This window comes from Aquirufa ecclesiirivi (assembly GCF_011250515.1).
Taxonomy (GTDB): domain Bacteria; phylum Bacteroidota; class Bacteroidia; order Cytophagales; family Spirosomataceae; genus Aquirufa; species Aquirufa ecclesiirivi.
In genome coordinates this window covers 299,761-316,302 of the sequence record NZ_JAANOP010000001.1, presented here as the reverse complement: position 1 = coordinate 316,302, position 16,542 = coordinate 299,761, and the positions used below count along the sequence as shown (strand labels likewise).

Here is a 16,542-nt window from a genome sequence, read left to right as displayed (position 1 = left end):
ATTAAAATGTTAAATTTTTACCTTGATAATAGTCCAAAATCTTTGTTCTAAATACAAAATCGTATTTCGATTGTACTAGAGTAAGCTTAGCTTTATCCAAATTTGTTTTTTGTAAATTATAACTCACGAAATCGATAGTACCTGCACTAAACTTACTTTCAGAAGCTCTAAAAGACTCTTCTAATGCCGATACTTGAGTAACTCCTGCTTCGTATTTCTTTGCTGAATTCAGCATATTAACATAGGCTTGCTCGATATTTTGACGTAATGTCAAACGGGCTTTATTCGCCTCTATCTCGGCATTAACCTTTTGTAAGTTCGCTTGAGATACTCGAGTTCTATTCTGGTATCTTGTAAATATTGGAATACTCAAATTCAAGGAAATGACTTTATTTTGAGTATTATTTAATTGATCAAAATATCCAACGGTAGACCCTTCTCCATATCTTGGTTGGGTAGTAGTAAGAGGATAGTTTGTCCCGCCAACATTTACATTACCTAAAGTAACTTCTTGAGTGCCCAAAACCTGTACCGATTTTAAGGCATTGGATTGATTTGCTGACCAGCTACCGCTTAAACTTAAGGTTGGTAAACGAAAAGCTTTGGCTACATCTACGCTTTTCGCAGCTCCCTGAACCCGAAAATCTGCTGCACGAACCAAAGGCTGGGCATCCACCGCTTTGGCATATATATCAGCAATGCTTAATTCATAAGCAGATGAGTTAGGGACAGGAACTTGAATACGCTCCAATTCAAATTGACTAATGGCTGAATCATTCAATAATTGCAATAATGTCAATTTGTTAATATCTAATGCACTTTGAAAACTAACCACATTGGATTCCTCATTGGCTAATTGAGCTTTTAAATCTAGCAAGGTGGAAATAGCTACGGAACCCGCATTGACTAATTTCTGCGTTCTTTCAATTTGTAATTTCGTGATATCCGTTTGCGTTTTAGAAATCGCTAATTGATCTTCTGCATTTAAAATAGACAAATAAGAAAGCACCACTTGCAAAGAAATATTCTCCCGAATGGACTGCAAATCTTCTTGGGTTGCCTTTAAGGTAAATTCTGTTTGTAAAATGTTATTCTTAAGCTGTCCTCCGTTGAATAATAACACATTGGCATTTAGACCTAAGTTATTATAATTGATATTCCTTGAATCATATCCATTGGTATATGGGTTAATACTACGTCCAAAACTTGCCGACTGGTTGATGTTTCCAGATAAGGATGGCAATTGGTTGTATTTCGCTTGTTGAAACAGAAGCTCTGCATTTTGCATGCTAATTTGATATGATTTAACATTCAAATTATGTTGTAATGCAATCTCGACAGCTTGATTTAACTTAAGCTTCACTAAGGTACCATTTCCTTGAATAGCTGTTTGTCCCAGAGATGTAAAAGCAAAGGTAAAAAGCAAGGCAAAAAGGTAGGCAGTTGTTGGGAATGATTTCCGATACATAGCTAATGAAAAGTATTTGACACAATGTTACTATTTTTAGATGGGGAGATGGGGACATTTTGGATAAACGGCAAGCCAAAAGGATAAATCCCACTTATTGAACTACTTGAAATTTTTTCTTGGCTTCTGCCCGAGAAAAAGCATTGAAATGCCACCATTCATATTCGATCGGAAGAAAACCTGCTTTTTGCATTACTTTCCGAAGTAAAAGTCGGTTTTGAATAACCTCTTTACTTAGTATTCCTTTTTCTGCCAATTCCTTTTCGGCCTTTGGATATGCCTCCTTACCAAAGTAATCAAAGGGTGTTCCCATATCTATTGCCTGACCCTTTTCATCCGCAATGGTTAGGTCTACCGCACTTCCATAATTGTGTATCGAATGTTCTTGTGGCGATGCCACATAATTTCTTCGAATGTTGGGTGGATATTGAGGTAACGCATTCCAAAGGTCCCATTGTTTAGATAAAGGTCTAGCAGCATCATAGATCAATAATCGATAACTAGGTTTTTCCTTTTCTAATAAGGATTGCGCATGGGCTAATTTAGCCACAGTTTCTTTTTGCAAAAATGCCTTTGTTAAACAACCGTAAACATTTTGATGCATAAAATTATCCGTGCTTGCATATTTTAATTCGACCAATACTTGCTTTATCACTGATTGAACTTCCACCAATCCTTGACGACCCATGTTCTCTTCGAACAAACAAGGCTTTTGCTGGGCTATGATGGGATGAAGCAACAAACAAAGGATAATTACCGATGGGAAGGAAAAAGAATAGGTCATAAAAATCAAGAAATTCCCTAAATTTAGCCAAATTTTAACTAGGCAGCACGCGCTTTCTGCAAACCTTTCTTTATGGCATTAAATTGGATTTGGTTTTTATTTTTTGGAATCGCCTTTGTGGTGGCACTTATTCAATTTTTATTTTTTGGAAATACCGAAATATTTAAAATTCTCGTAGATGGAATGTTTGATTCCGCAGAAATGGCCGTTATGAAAATTGCTCTTCCACTGGCTGGAGTCATGACTTTCTTCATGGGAATTTTACAAATAGGAGAGAAAGCTGGGGCCATACAGTTTCTTGCCAAACGAATCAGGCCTTTTTTTACTCGCTTATTTCCCGAAATACCTGCCGACCATCCTGTACATGGACAAATGATCATGAACTTTTCAGCCAATTTATTGGGCTTAGACAACGCTGCAACACCCTTTGGACTGAAAGCGATGCAGGGTTTACAAGATATCAATCCAACCAAAGAAACAGCGTCTAATGCGCAAATCATGTTTCTAACTTTACACAGCGCAGGGCCTGTATTAATCCCATTGAGCATTATGGCACAAAGAGCCATCTATGGAGCACAAGATGCTTCCGATGTCTTTATTCCTTGTTTAATGGCTACTTATGCCGCAACATTAGTGGGCTTAATGTTTGTTGCTTTTAAACAAAAAATTAATTTATTGGAACCCATTCTATTCAGTTGGCTGGTAGGGCTTACCCTTTTCTTTGGTGGAATTTTAACATATTTCAGTTCATTAAGCAAAGAGCAAATTGAAATTCAATCCAAAATATTCAGTAATGGATTGTTATTCTCTCTAATCCTCAGTTTTATAGTTGCCGCCTTTTGGAAGAAAATCGACATATTTTCCACTTTTGTAGTAGGGGCCAAAGGCGGATTTGAGACGTCTGTTAAAATTATTCCCTATTTAGTGGGTATGCTGGTGGCTATCAGCTGTTTGCGCAATTCTGGTACCTTGGATTTCATCGTAGAAGGAATGAAGTGGATGGTCAATCAATCGGGTTTAGATACTCGATTTATAGATGCCATGCCCACAGCCTTATTACATCCTGTAAGTGGTAGTGGCTCAAGAGCCATGATGATTGATACGATGAAGACGTTTGGAGCGGACTCTTTTGTAGGAAGACTAGCTTGTGTATTCCAAGGTTCAGCCGAAACAATTCTGTATGTGATAGCCTTGTATTTTGGCTCTGTGCAAGTTAAAAATATCCGATATACCCTTTGGGCAGGATTAACGGCTGATTTAGCAGGAATCATTACCGCCATTTTTGTAAGCTATTTGTTCTTTGGATAGATTAATCCAAGGGAAAACTAATAGCAATATTTCCTCCTAATGTTGGTTGAGTTAAGTTTCCTTTTTCTATACCTAGATTAGCTTTTAATATTGCTTCAGGAAATCCAGCAATGTGAATAGGAGCATGCCATAAAATACCTCCAGAGTACTGCTTTTTTACAGGAATGTATTCATTTCCAAACCAGCCAATAGCGTTGGATAAACTGGCTCTTATTTGAATTTTATTTTCCCCAAAAGCAAATTCCCCAGCCGCATAAAAAGCTTCTACGCGATTATTATCAAAATAAATCTGATTGGTAGGATTCAAGTCTGACTCAGAATCTAGTGTCAATAAGGGCGAACCTATACCTTTACCAAAATAGGTCCAACCATTTTGATAAACTCCATTATTCAAGTAATTATCAAATCCCCTTAGGTTGCTTGCATCATTAAATTCTTTCCCTCCTTGTGAAGTGGTATTTAAATATTCAAAAACCAATTTAATGAGCCCTTGATCTGCTTTTCGGGTTATAGCAATTCCATGAAGACCATCTGTAATATTGTTTCCATAATACAAAGATCCGTCTTCATAAATACTTTGTCGATAAAAGAAGATTTTTGCTTGATTCAATTCCACTTCCATGCCAAGATCTACCGTCCCCAAATGATTTCCAGAACGGTTAAAGCCATCATTATAACCATAAGTTGCTGTATCTCCTTTAACGGCATTCGATCGACCCGTTACAACCGAGACATATGTTCTAAAATCAGAAGGAACGATACCATTTTTCCCAGATACATTATATGGATCTGCATATTTTAATTTACCTCCCCACTGTACTTGATGGTTAAAACCAGCATAAAATTTTACTGGCCAAGTTGGCTTTCCAAATCGGCCATAAAATGATTTTTGATGCAAATAAAAATCCTTGACATCTTCTCTTGAATTTTCAAACCAGCCGTGTGAATAGTTTCCCTTGAATGCCAATACTCCTTTGAGAAACCCAGGTGACCAATATTCCTTCACTTGTAATTCTACTTTGGGTATGGGCAAAGCATTCCCCGACCAAATATAAGATCCCGAACTAAGTGTTGAATCTACTAATCCTTGTATTTGTTTCTGTCGCCCAGCATTCAATTCAAAAATCCCTAATTTTCCTTTCAGATACAATTCAGGGAAAAATACATCTGCTTTATTTTCACCTAAATTCACTTGAGAAGAGAAACCATATGCCCAATCAGCCTGTTTCTTGGTACGATAATCCACACGATGAGAAATACCTGCAAAACCATAAGATCCGGAAGCAGGGACAAGACCATACTGATTAGCTCGTAACCAAAGAGGATTATATACACCCCCGATTGTGCCTCCCATGCCAATAGAAAAATCTGACTTGATTTCCCGCTGAGCCCATAGAGTAGTTGAACAAATGAATAAACAAATGATTACAATACCTTTTTTTACATTCATCTGTTTTAATTGACTCATATAGTTCGTTTGGCTCATCAATTCAAAGATAGTTGAAAATTTGAAATTACTGACTTTGATTTATGTAAGCGACAAGTTCAAATCCAAGACTTTCTAATCTAAGTCGGACTTCGTGCTTATTTTTAAACCCGACCACTTCTGCCTTTTGACCTGCTAAGGCTCCTGAATCCAAGGTTACAAAATCTCCAATATTAACTAAATTACCCAAAGCCTCTACTTCGGAGTGCTCCGATAAAAAATGTTGAATTGAAACAATTTCGGAGTCTTGAATGACCGCAGGTTTGTGCAACCAATACACAAAATTGACTACCCCATTTACTTGACGAACTTGACTACTTTGCAAGGCTAGATCTATATCGACAAATATATACGACTTAAATAAAGGTTCTTCTACCCATTTTTTACGATCCGACCACTGTTTACGTTTTTTTGTCAATGGGCAATAGCATGTAATACCTTGTTCGGCTAGGCGCAAAGCAACTTTTTTCTCAACACGTGATTTTGTATATAAAGCATACCAGGCCATAGTCATGTAAACTAATTATAAACGAGCATCCACTAAAGCACGATCTAATACCGCTTTAATATCAAATAATATTCCTGAAGGCGCCTTGAGTTTACCATAATCTAAACTTAAAAACTCATCATGGGCAACCGTTAAAACGATTGCCTGATAATTATCTGACATGGTTGAAACGAGATTTATTCCGTGTTCATTTTTTACCTCTTCAGCATTAGCCCATGGATCAAATACATCCACGTCCATTCCAAAATCTGTCAATTCACGGTATATATCAACCACTCTAGAATTTCTAATATCTGGACAATTTTCCTTAAATGTAATTCCTAACATTAAGGTTTTTGCTCCTTCTATTTTGTGTCCTTTACGAATTAATAATTTAACTAATTTATTAGCCACAAAAATTCCCATGTTATCATTTACCCTTCTACCTGATAAAATTACTTGTGGATAATATCCCAAACTCTCCGATTTGTGCAACAAATAATAAGGATCTACTCCAATGCAGTGACCACCAACTAACCCAGGTTTAAAATTTAAGAAATTCCATTTTGTTCCAGCAGCTTCTAATACTTCTGTCGTATCAATGCCCATTTTATCAAATATCAAAGCTAGCTCATTAACAAAAGATATATTGACATCTCTCTGTGCATTTTCTATCGCTTTACTTGCTTCAGCTACTTTAATGGATGAAGCTTTATGCGTACCAGCTATAATAATAGAACGGTATAATGCATCTACTTGATTAGCTATTTCTGGTGTAGATCCAGATGTTACCTTCTTAATTTTTGTTAGAGTATTAATCTTGTCTCCTGGATTTATCCTCTCAGGAGAATACCCACAATAAAAGTCTTTGTTAAATGTTAACCCAGAATATTTTTCCAAAACGGGAACACAATCCTCTTCTGTACAGCCCGGATAAACCGTTGATTCATATATGACAATGTCCCCTTTTTTAAGATGGCGACCTATCATTTCAGAAGCCTTAATCAATGGGCTCAAATCTGGTTTTTTAAAATGATCGATAGGCGTTGGGACGGTAACAATAAAAATTTGATAATTGGATAAATCCCTTTCCTCTGATGAAAAGGTCAATTGCGTAGAAGATTGTAATTGTACTTCTGACACCTCATGAGTTCTATCTATTCCCCTCTGTAATTCGCTTATTCGCTCTAAATCTATATCAAACCCAAGCGTTGGATATAATTTTCCAAACTCAACTGCAAGAGGAAAGCCTACGTATCCTAATCCAATAATGGCAATACTTTGGTTCATCGATTATTTAGAAAACAATTGAATATCAGAACTCATCATATCCTTTACCAAGGCTGGTAAATCATATTTCAACTTCCAACCTAATTTAGTTTGGGCTTTCGTAGGATCACCAATTAATAACTCTACTTCCGTGGGTCTAAAATACCGAGGATCTACAGCTACCACCTCTTTGCCTAATTCTACTTGGTATAAGGGATTGTGACAAGCTTTTACCAAAGCAACTTCTTCGATTCCCGTTCCCTTAAACTCCAGTTCTATTCCCACTTCGTTAAATGCCATAATCACAAAATCGCGAACGGTAGTCGTTATTCCTGTTGCAATCACAAAGTCTTCTGGTTGCTCTTGTTGCAAAATCAACCACATGGCTTCTACATAATCTTTCGCATGACCCCAATCTCGTTTGGCATCCAAATTTCCTAAATAGATTTTGTCTTGCTGACCAAGGGCTATTTGGGATACCCCTCGAGTAATCTTACGTGTAACAAATGTTTCTCCTCGTAAAGGGGATTCATGGTTAAATAAAATACCATTTACGGCAAACATTTGATATGCTTCCCGGTAATTCACCGTAATCCAATATCCATAAATTTTAGCTACGGCATAGGGAGAACGAGGATAAAATGGCGTTTTTTCAGATTGTGGAACTTCTTGGACCAAACCATAAAGTTCTGATGTGGATGCCTGATAAATCTTTGTTTTCTGCGTCAATCCTAATAATCGTACCGCCTCCAAAATACGCAAAGTGCCTAATCCGTCTACTTGGGCTGTATATTCCGGTTCATCAAATGACACCTTTACGTGTGACATTGCCCCTAAATTATAAATCTCATCGGGTTGAACTTCTTGGATGATTCGAATGATATTGGTGGAATCGCTCAAATCTCCATAATGTAAATGAAAATTGGAGGAATCCACATGGGGATCTTGGTAAAGGTGGTCTATCCTTTGTGTATTAATCAAGGAGCTTCTACGCTTTATTCCATGAACACGATAACCCTTTCCTAATAAAAGCTCTGCCAAATACGCGCCATCCTGTCCCGTGATGCCCGTTATTAAAGCCACTTTTTGTGCTTGCGACATATAAGTTTGATTCAATAATTAAAAAGAAAGGAACTTGGGTCCCTTTCTAAAAACCTTTAACACATAAAATTACTAAAATTTCCGAGTGCTAAGGCTTATTTATTCATAGGAATCTGGGAAATATCGAATCTAATCATAAAGTCCTAGAATCAACTTTTCATATCTCGATACAATTATCTTGCGTTTTAATTTCAAGGTAGGTGTTAATTCCCCATCTGAAATGGTGAACAATCTAGGTAATAAGACAAATTTCTTAACTTGTTCGTATCGAGCTACGGAAGCCATCGTCATTAAAACTTCCTCATTCATTTTTTCGATTACTTTAGGATGTGCAATCATCTCTTCGGGCGTACTAAGCACAAGATCCTGTTGTTTACACCAAACTTGAAGTGCATTAAATTCAGGTATGATGAGTGCCGAAGGAAATTTTTGCCCTTCTCCCACCACCATACATTGTTCAATAAAGGTCGATTCCTTGAGTTTATTTTCAACCAACTGAGGAGCTACGTATTTGCCGCCAGAGGTTTTAAAAATTTCTTTTTTTCGATCGGTAATTTTCAAATATTTACCATCCACCAATTCTCCTATGTCTCCCGTATGAAACCATCCTTCAGAGTCAATAGCCTCAGCGGTGGCTGTTGGATTATTGTAATATCCCGGCATTACCGAATCTCCTTTTACACATATTTCGCCATCTTCTGCAATTTTCAATTGAACACAATCCAATAAGGTTCCTACGCAACCTACTTTAAAATCAGGAGGTGAAATTTTGGAAACAGAAATCACGGGAGAGGTCTCGGTCAAACCATATCCTTCGGCAATAGGAATACCTGCTGCCCAAAAAATACGGCTTAAGCGCGGCTGGAGTGCTGCTGAGCCCGAAGTAATGGCACGAATATTTCCACCCAGTGCTTCTTGCCATTTACTAAATATCAACTTTCTAAAAATGGACAATTTGATACTATCCAAAAATCCCAATTTTTCCATGGGATCGTATTTCAAGCCAAAATCAATGGCGGCAAAAAACAAGGTCCTCTTAATCCCTGTTAACTCATTTCCTTTGGCCAACACTTTATCATACACTTTTTCTAAAAGCCGAGGAACTGTGGCAAACATGGCTGGTTTTACTTCTTTGATATTTTCAGCTACGGTATCCAAATTTTCTGCATAATAAATGGATACACCATAAAAAACATACAAATAAATATTTGTACGCTCATAAATGTGGCACATAGGTAGAAAACTCAACACTTTATCTCGAGAATTGATTTGAAAAAAATCTCCTCGGTCCAAAGCTTTCACATTACTAATGATGTTATGATGTGTCAACATGACACCTTTAGGCCTGCCTGTTGTTCCGGAGGTATAAATTAAAGTAAGCAAATCATCCGCTTGAACAGATGCTTTTATTGGCTCCAAAACGCTGGCTTCTTTACCTTGACCTAATTCCTTTACTTCTGTCCATAAACTAGCTCCAGCAATGGGTTCAAAGGTATAAATGGATTTAATTTTGCTGTTTCCTTTTACTGCTTCTTTGGCTTTAAAGTAAAGTTCTTCATTTTCTGCAAAAATGAACTCCACTCCTGAATCCTCAAAAATGAAAGCATAATCCTCAACAGTAATGGTGGGATATAAGGGAACTGTCACCGCACCAAGTACTTGAACCGCAAAATCAACGAAATTCCATTCCGGTCGATTGGTTGAAATAATAGCAATCTTATCCCCTTGTTTGACACCTAAACTCAGCAAACCTAATGCGAGCTGTTCAATTGTTTCTAAAGTATCTGTATTTGAATAATTTTTCCAATATCCATCTTCTTTCTTGTTAAATAGGTCCGACTTGTGGAAATTTTTATAAACTTCTAATAAATCAAATACACGTGTTAATGAAGTATGTTTCATAAAAATGGTTCTAGTTTAAACAAATCTAAGATAGCCAAATCTAAAAACAAAATGTGAGAATTGGATTATTTTTTAGGATTTAGTATATATCATTCAGGGACAGCTATGTGCTTACGAATATCGTGTAAATAGATACTACTTGGATACTTGGTAATGAATTGTAAAGCTAAATCCTTGTCTCTAAAATCGGTTAATTGTAAAAAGTGAAATAGTGCATCATCACCGTATATATCTTGATCAAATCGATCATAAATATCTTTAAATAAAATTTTGGCTTGTTCTACTTGCTTTTTTTCTAATGACCTTTGAGCCATTTGATACAAGATATCATCTTCTAAACTCTGGCCTTTTTGATTTTTAAATAATTCATCCAAGGCCTTATCGGCTTCTTGCACTTTCTTTTGTTCATATAGCCATTGAATCGTAGCAAATGATTTTAAAGCCGTTTCCAAAGTATCTATGCCCGTATTGTCTTCAATAACCCAACTTAAATGCAAGGCATCATTGGCAATTTCTTTTTGAGTACTTTGTTTTAATACATCAAAATTGGCTTTTGCTAATTCGAAATCCCCCGAATAATAGTATAATTTACCCGTCTTCAATTTAGCTTCATAAGCTATCGGTGAATCTTTAACTAATTTCTCCACTTGGGCATATTGAAGTAATGCATCGTATTTTCTACCAGCATATAAATACACATCTCCTAACTCCAATTTCATCTGTGCTTGTAAATTGACATTGAACTCAGATAACTCAATCCCCTTTTGATAAACCTGTTCAGCTGAATCCAATTGATTTAATTGATACAGAAATATTCTGGCTTCAGATAAATAGGTCTCAGCAGTCCCAGGATTATTTCCTCGGTCTTTTCTTAGCTCTCGATAGGATTGAATTAAATTTGAAAACTCCGTTTTTTCAATCACCATCTTGTTCTGTATGCTTTGTTCGCGAGAAGCTAATACTAATTGTTTCCAATTCAACAATTGTGGGGAACGAGGGTATGTTTTAATCAAATAATCAAATACTTGATTTACTAAAGGCCATTGTTGACGTTGAAAACAAGCAATACCAAAATCATTAACTTCCTTTCCTCCGGTTTTAAAACGGATATCCAATGCCTTTCTCTGCATCCAAACTTTTTCCCATTGTTGATTTAAAGCATACCAATGAATGATTAATTCGACAGGATTGCCCTGTTCAGGATTAGATTGTATCAATAAAACAAGCATTTGCTCTACTTCTCGATTAGCAATCCCCTGATCTTTTAAGCCAATTAACCAATCTTTCGCTACTTCTAAGCCTTGTGTATTGACTAACTTATCAACAATTTGTCCACAATACTTAATCCATAAAGGTGCTAAATTTCCTTTAATGATTTCATTAAAGGAATAAAATGTTAAAAAAGAACCATTATTCGTGTTTTTTATAAACAATTCTTCTAACTGTTTAGTCCTTTTCTTTTCTTTCTTAATGGCAAGAATTTGATGTAGTCTATCTACAAATAAAGAATCTGGACTTTTTATAAATGCACTAGCCTGCAAAGGAAGACCATAACCTACTAGTAGGAATGCGAGAAATAAAAAAGATTTAGAAAATGTTTTCCACATGACTTATTTAAAAAAAATAAAAGTTTTATAAATCTCTTTTTTGTTTCTTATTGTTATTCACTGTGGATAAGTGGATAAGACATTTTTTGATATATAACTATCTGATAATAAATTATATATATATTTTTTACTTAGTTTATTTATGTAGATAAGTTTAAAAAACTCTGTGGATACTTCGGTAATATTGTCCACAACTTTGTTCTCTAAAATTCTTTCCACAATTTTCTTATGAATTGTTCACTTTTTTGCCCACTTATGAACAGGTTATCCACACTATTTTTGTGTATTTATCAACAAATCAGAAATCTGAAAATTAGCCTTCAGCTTTATTTTACCTTCAAAGAAATACACGGGTTCTGATTTTTTTCTAAGTTTGAAATTACCGATGTCCCAATACCCATTGTTGTTAAGATCTGCAATAACTCGGATTTGATAGATTCCAGGTTCCACGTGGATAAATTCAAAGCGCTTCATGGTTTTAATGGTCATGTATGGCTCAAATGTATCAGCTTTAATTAATTCTACTATAAAGTGACTATTTGTTGCTAGACTTGAAACCTGACCATCAATACTTCCGTAATTTTCAACATCTTGCCATTCCATCTTTTGTGTGTATGCTTGACTGGAATCAGCTTCTACACCAACAAATGCATTTTTTAAAATGTTTAATTCGAATTTTGTTCTACTAGGTAAATAGGTGTTTCTGATTATTAAATTGTTTTGATATTGATTCCATTGGAAAGCTTGATCAGGTAAAGTAAGGGTTTCGCCTTCTTCTGTTTTAAATAGTAAATTGGTTGATACCCATTGTTGTACTGGCCTTGTAAATTTTATTTGTACAGAGTCTGAAGGAGAGAGTAATTTTCCTGGTGCAGGCTTTACTTCAAAGTTTAGATCTAGCTTTTGAATTTTTTCTTTTTTGGTAATTTCTCTAAATTTTATTTTTAATGGAATTTGATATTTTCTGTCCAATGAATCGGTCATTGTTGCTTGAACGAAGATGGTGTCTGAGCTGCTTTGATTTAAGACGTAGAATCTAAGGTTTTTGTTGTCTTCTTGTTGGTAGTATAGTTGAGACTTGGGTACATTTTGAAGAACCATGGATTTGATTCCTCGGTTAAATTCGTACAAAACCGTTTTAGCTGTAGCGGTTGTTTTGCTTAGCTTCAATGAATCTTGATTTTGAATACTTATAGCAAAATGTTGCTCTTGATTTTTAACTAAATCAATGTATTTTTCAGAAATGAAATCCACTGCTTCTCTATTGGAATTATACAGTAAGTTATTATTGATGTCGTTAAATGCCGCCATGTAGTATTTCCCTCGGGCAATGTTTTCTAAGAGGTAATTTCCAGACGTATCTGTTTTAACGAAATAATATGGTTTTGTAAGCTGAATGGATAGGGTGTCATTCCAAGGATAAAGCGCCACTAATATATTTTCAGGATGTTTCTGTGTCATTAATTGCTTGACATTTCCTTTGATTTGTAGTGAGTCTATATCATTGGAAGTACTAAAAACCAGTTTGATATTTTTACCGATATTTCTTTCTGAGGCATCTTCTATGGCATTTCTAAAATTGAAGGTATAGGTGGTATTATCTTTTAGAGAACTATCTAAAACAATGCTAAGACCTTGAGGTCTTATTTTTGTTTGATAGGTTCCTACCGAAGGTGTTATTAACAGTTCTTGATTTAGGTTTCTAATTCCTACATACTCGTTAAATGTAAGTTCGATTTTTTTCCCTTTAAAATTTCGGCTTTTATTTAGTGGAATGGATTCACTGATTTTTGGGGCAAGGGTATCTTTTTTTCCTCCGGGAGGGTTAGCCATTTGGGCACAACTTTGTAGGATCAGAACGATAAACATTCCCGATAAAAAGGTAAATAGTATTATGTTTTTTAGCCTACTGAGCATGTTCGAAGATATATAAATTACTGGAATAATTTCCTTTCCCTAAGTAGGCTTTGATATTTGAAAAGAGACCTATGATAAAGGATAAAATTATTTTTTTAGAACCTCTTTGGTATTCATGGCTCATTAAGGAAATGTAAAAACTATCAAAAATTAAACCTTTTTTTTCTTTTAATGAGAATCCATATTGTTTGGCTATGGCTTGTATTGTTTCTGGTGTAAAATGATAAATATGCCTTGGTACATCATATGCTGCCCAGTATTCTTGAAAGTATTGAGCATCGTAGCTGTTGCAATTGGGTAAAGCCAATAACAATTTACCATTAGGAGCTAAGTTCTTTTTAAAGAAAGTAAAGTACTCATGTATTTCATAGACGTGTTCAAGTACATGCCAAAGGCTAATGACTTGAAAGGTATCTGATTCTGGAATATGGGTTAAATGAGGATAGATTGATTTACCTGTTAATTGTGCTGCTTTTTGAGCAGTACTTGGATCTAGTTCCATGCCATGAATGTGCCATCCTCTTTCTTGACAAGCTTGAAGGAAATGTCCCGTACCACAGCCTATATCTAATATGTTTTTGTCACCCTTTTTCTCTGATTCTATCCAATTGGTTTTTAGTTTCAGGGTGATATTTCTTACCCGTTGATACAATTGGTTTATGAAACCTTTTTCTGTATTACTATGAGAAATGTAGTTTTCTGATTTGTAATAGGGCCCCGCTTCACTTGCTTTGGGTCTTGGGTTTGTAAAGCGTAAATGACAGCTTTGGCATTCCATCACTTGGAATGTCTGATGCGAAACTGTGTAATCTTTGGCACTCAGAATTATCATAAATTCTTTGTTTGAGCAAGCGGGGCATTCTTCTAGTTTTTCCATAATTATCGACCCATGAATAAAAGTAGAATGGATACATCGGATGCAGATACTCCTGATATTCTGCTAGCCTGACCAATGGTTTGTGGTCGGATGGATTTTAATTTAATTCTAGATTCGGTGGAGAGTGTTTTAATTTTGTCGTAGTCGAAAGTATCTGGAATTTTCAAATCTTCCATGGTTTTCATTTTATCTACCATCAGCCTTTCTTTTTCGATATAGCTTTCGTATTTCACGATGATTTCAGCTTGTTCGATGACTTCTTGGGAATACGTTTCTTGAATATGCTGAATCAATGGATGTTGTAATAATGCGGAGAAGCTTAGGTCTGATCGTCTCAGTAGATTGACAATGGGTGTTCCTTCTCTCAGGCTTGAGCTGCCTTGATTTTCTAGCCAAGTATTCATCTCGTCAGGCTTTACTTTACTTGTTTTAATATGGTCAAGTAATCGGGCAACATCGCTTTGCTTTTGTTGGAATTTATCCATGCGTTTTTTTGTAGCAAGGCCTAATTCATAACCTTTTACTGTTAATCTTTCATCCGCATTATCTTGTCTCAAAAGCGTTCTAAATTCAGCTCGTGAAGTAAACATACGGTAGGGCTCGTCGGTGCCTTTGTTGATTAGGTCATCTATCAAAACTCCGATATAGGCATCCGATCTGGAGAGAGTGAATGGGTCTAATTGTTTTGCTTTTTGGTGGGCATTGATCCCTGCCATAAGTCCTTGACAAGCGGCTTCTTCGTAACCTGTTGTTCCATTTATTTGTCCTGCAAAATAGAGTCCTTGAATTAGTTTAGTTTCTAGGGTTGCTTGTAATTGGGTTGGTGGAAAGTAATCGTATTCGATGGCATAACCGGGCCTAAAAAGTTTAGCTTTTTCGAAGCCTGGGATAAGTCGAATGGCCTCATATTGTATCTCTTCGGGAAGGGATGTAGAAAAGCCATTCACATAGATTTCTACGGTATTCCACCCTTCTGGTTCTACAAAAATTTGGTGACTATCTTTATCGGCAAAGCGGTTAATTTTATCTTCTACGGATGGGCAATATCTAGGACCTAGGCCTTTAATTCTACCGGCAAACATGGGAGATTTATCAAAGCCTTTTCTTAGTACTTCGTGTACTTTGGTATTGGTATGTGTAATCCAGCAAGATCTTTGTTCTTGAATGGGGGTTTCTGTTAAATAGGAAAAACTGCTAGGGTTTTCATCTCCTTTTTGTTCTTCCATCGCTGAATAGTCTAGGCTTCTTCCATCTACTCGGGGCGGCGTGCCCGTCTTCATTCTCCCCGATTCAAAGCCTAATTGAACCAGCTGTTCTGTTAATCCTTGTGCCATGGGTTCGGCCATTCGTCCTCCCCCAAAATGCTTTTCTCCTATATGTATTAAGCCATTTAAAAAAGTCCCATTCGTGAGTACTACGGTGCGCGCTTTAAACTCAATTCCCATGCGTGTTATTACTCCACAGGCCTCGTTGTTTTTGATCAGTAATTGTTGAACAGAATCTTGCCAGAAATCTACGTTGGTATTTTGTTCTAAAACCATTCTCCACTCTTCTGCAAAGCGCATTCGATCTGATTGGCATCTTGGTGACCACATGGCAGGACCTTTGGAACGATTTAGCATGCGGAACTGAATCATGGTTTTGTCTGATATCAAACCTGACATTCCTCCAAGGGCATCAATTTCTCGTACAATTTGTCCTTTTGCAACTCCACCCATAGCCGGGTTGCATGACATTTGTGCGATGGTTTGCATATTCATGGTGATGAGCAAGACGCTTGATCCCATTTGAGCGGCAGCATGTGCTGCTTCACAACCGGCATGCCCCGCTCCTACTACAATTACATCGTATGCTTGTTGTTGCATTTTCTATTTTGTTTCACGTGAAACATTTATTGTTCTTTAAAATATAGGGCCAAATAATAATCTTCTTTGGCTGTCATAAGTTCTTTATCCTCTTTCTTTTTGTCTTTATACCCTGCTAAATGCAGCAATCCATGAACCATGACGCGTTGTAATTCACTATTTTCTGTTCCTAGTTTTTTGCCGTTTTCTTGGATTCTATCGTAGGAAATAAAGATGTCTCCTTCAAGTTTTTTGGAATCTTCCGAGTTGTCAAACGTAACAATATCCGTTAAGGTATCATGGTTTAAATAAGTTTTATTGATTTCTAACAGATAGTCGTCAGAGCAAAAGATGTAACTTATTTCTCCAATGGATTTTTGTTCTTCTGTGGCTACGGCTCTTAACCAGGCTTTATGCTTGTTTTTGTTTGGCAGTGAAAAGGCAATCTCTTCTGAGCAAAATTGTATCATGGTTTTTCATTCAAAGAGCTAA

At 36.2% G+C, this 16,542-nt stretch carries 13 protein-coding genes; 1 reads left to right on the top strand and 12 read right to left on the bottom strand.

Annotated elements, in window-relative coordinates; genetic code table 11:
- Window position 1: 1 nt before the first annotated feature.
- Both G9H65_RS01245 and G9H65_RS01240 read right to left on the bottom strand, forming a co-directional pair.
- Complete coding sequence (locus G9H65_RS01245; RefSeq protein WP_166373547.1) at window positions 2–1,468, bottom strand: TolC family protein; 1,467 nt, start codon at window positions 1,466–1,468, stop codon at window positions 2–4.
- A gap of 94 nt (window positions 1,469–1,562) precedes the next feature.
- Entirely contained in the window at window positions 1,563–2,252 is a 690-nt protein-coding gene (locus tag G9H65_RS01240) for a M15 family metallopeptidase (RefSeq protein ID WP_235927429.1), read from the bottom strand.
- Window positions 2,253–2,324: 72 nt separating this feature from the next.
- Here G9H65_RS01240 and G9H65_RS01235 point away from each other — a divergent pair, with 72 nt between their 5' ends.
- Window positions 2,325–3,560, top strand: a complete 1,236-nt coding sequence (locus G9H65_RS01235; protein WP_166373546.1) for a nucleoside recognition domain-containing protein — start codon at window positions 2,325–2,327, stop codon at window positions 3,558–3,560.
- Between the two features lies 1 nt (window position 3,561).
- Here G9H65_RS01235 and G9H65_RS01230 read toward each other — a convergent pair whose 3' ends face one another.
- The 10 genes from G9H65_RS01230 to ybeY all read right to left on the bottom strand — a co-directional run bounded on the left by G9H65_RS01230 (window position 3,562) and on the right by ybeY (window position 16,520).
- Complete coding sequence (locus G9H65_RS01230; RefSeq protein ID WP_166373545.1) at window positions 3,562–5,028, bottom strand: capsule assembly Wzi family protein; 1,467 nt, start codon at window positions 5,026–5,028, stop codon at window positions 3,562–3,564.
- Window positions 5,029–5,074: 46 nt separating this feature from the next.
- Window positions 5,075–5,554 (bottom strand): UpxY family transcription antiterminator, encoded by a 480-nt coding sequence (locus G9H65_RS01225; protein ID WP_166373544.1) that lies wholly within the window; start codon window positions 5,552–5,554, stop codon window positions 5,075–5,077.
- Between the two features lie 15 nt (window positions 5,555–5,569).
- Window positions 5,570–6,823, bottom strand: coding sequence for a nucleotide sugar dehydrogenase (locus G9H65_RS01220; protein ID WP_166373543.1), 1,254 nt, complete (start codon window positions 6,821–6,823; stop codon window positions 5,570–5,572).
- Window positions 6,824–6,826: 3 nt separating this feature from the next.
- Complete coding sequence (gene gmd / locus G9H65_RS01215) at window positions 6,827–7,903, bottom strand: GDP-mannose 4,6-dehydratase (RefSeq protein ID WP_166373542.1); 1,077 nt, start codon at window positions 7,901–7,903, stop codon at window positions 6,827–6,829.
- A gap of 129 nt (window positions 7,904–8,032) precedes the next feature.
- Complete coding sequence (locus G9H65_RS01210; RefSeq protein ID WP_166373541.1) at window positions 8,033–9,805, bottom strand: AMP-dependent synthetase/ligase; 1,773 nt, start codon at window positions 9,803–9,805, stop codon at window positions 8,033–8,035.
- An 89-nt stretch (window positions 9,806–9,894) separates the two neighbouring features.
- Window positions 9,895–11,412: a tetratricopeptide repeat protein gene (locus tag G9H65_RS01205; RefSeq protein ID WP_166373540.1), complete on the bottom strand. Its 1,518-nt coding sequence runs from the start codon at window positions 11,410–11,412 to the stop codon at window positions 9,895–9,897.
- A gap of 273 nt (window positions 11,413–11,685) precedes the next feature.
- On the bottom strand, window positions 11,686–13,245 hold the full coding sequence (locus G9H65_RS01200; RefSeq protein ID WP_166373539.1) for an Ig-like domain-containing protein: 1,560 nt from the start codon (window positions 13,243–13,245) through the stop codon (window positions 11,686–11,688).
- A 73-nt stretch (window positions 13,246–13,318) separates the two neighbouring features.
- Entirely contained in the window at window positions 13,319–14,161 is an 843-nt protein-coding gene (locus G9H65_RS01195; protein WP_166373538.1) for a class I SAM-dependent methyltransferase, read from the bottom strand.
- A 47-nt stretch (window positions 14,162–14,208) separates the two neighbouring features.
- Window positions 14,209–16,071 carry a tRNA uridine-5-carboxymethylaminomethyl(34) synthesis enzyme MnmG gene (gene mnmG, locus G9H65_RS01190; protein ID WP_166373537.1) on the bottom strand — a complete coding sequence of 621 codons (1,863 nt, stop codon included), beginning with the start codon at window positions 16,069–16,071 and terminating at the stop codon, window positions 14,209–14,211.
- A gap of 26 nt (window positions 16,072–16,097) precedes the next feature.
- Window positions 16,098–16,520 (bottom strand): rRNA maturation RNase YbeY, encoded by a 423-nt coding sequence (ybeY, locus tag G9H65_RS01185; protein ID WP_166373536.1) that lies wholly within the window; start codon window positions 16,518–16,520, stop codon window positions 16,098–16,100.
- Window positions 16,521–16,542 lie beyond the last annotated feature (22 nt).

Excerpts from the sequence above, each read along its gene's own strand:
- G9H65_RS01245 (WP_166373547.1), bottom strand. The coding sequence starts at position 1,468 with ATGTATCGGAAATCATTCCCAACAACTGCCTACCTTTTTGCCTTGCTT.
- G9H65_RS01240 (WP_235927429.1), bottom strand. The coding sequence starts at position 2,252 with ATGACCTATTCTTTTTCCTTCCCATCGGTAATTATCCTTTGTTTGTTG.
- G9H65_RS01235 (WP_166373546.1), top strand. The coding sequence starts at position 2,325 with ATGGCATTAAATTGGATTTGGTTTTTATTTTTTGGAATCGCCTTTGTG.
- G9H65_RS01230 (WP_166373545.1), bottom strand. The coding sequence starts at position 5,028 with ATGAGTCAATTAAAACAGATGAATGTAAAAAAAGGTATTGTAATCATT.
- G9H65_RS01225 (WP_166373544.1), bottom strand. The coding sequence starts at position 5,554 with ATGGCCTGGTATGCTTTATATACAAAATCACGTGTTGAGAAAAAAGTT.
- G9H65_RS01220 (WP_166373543.1), bottom strand. The coding sequence starts at position 6,823 with ATGAACCAAAGTATTGCCATTATTGGATTAGGATACGTAGGCTTTCCT.
- gmd (WP_166373542.1), bottom strand. The coding sequence starts at position 7,903 with ATGTCGCAAGCACAAAAAGTGGCTTTAATAACGGGCATCACGGGACAG.
- G9H65_RS01210 (WP_166373541.1), bottom strand. The coding sequence starts at position 9,805 with ATGAAACATACTTCATTAACACGTGTATTTGATTTATTAGAAGTTTAT.
- G9H65_RS01205 (WP_166373540.1), bottom strand. The coding sequence starts at position 11,412 with ATGTGGAAAACATTTTCTAAATCTTTTTTATTTCTCGCATTCCTACTA.
- G9H65_RS01200 (WP_166373539.1), bottom strand. The coding sequence starts at position 13,245 with ATGGCTAACCCTCCCGGAGGAAAAAAAGATACCCTTGCCCCAAAAATC.
- G9H65_RS01195 (WP_166373538.1), bottom strand. The coding sequence starts at position 14,161 with ATGATAATTCTGAGTGCCAAAGATTACACAGTTTCGCATCAGACATTC.
- mnmG (WP_166373537.1), bottom strand. The coding sequence starts at position 16,071 with ATGCAACAACAAGCATACGATGTAATTGTAGTAGGAGCGGGGCATGCC.
- ybeY (WP_166373536.1), bottom strand. The coding sequence starts at position 16,520 with ATGATACAATTTTGCTCAGAAGAGATTGCCTTTTCACTGCCAAACAAA.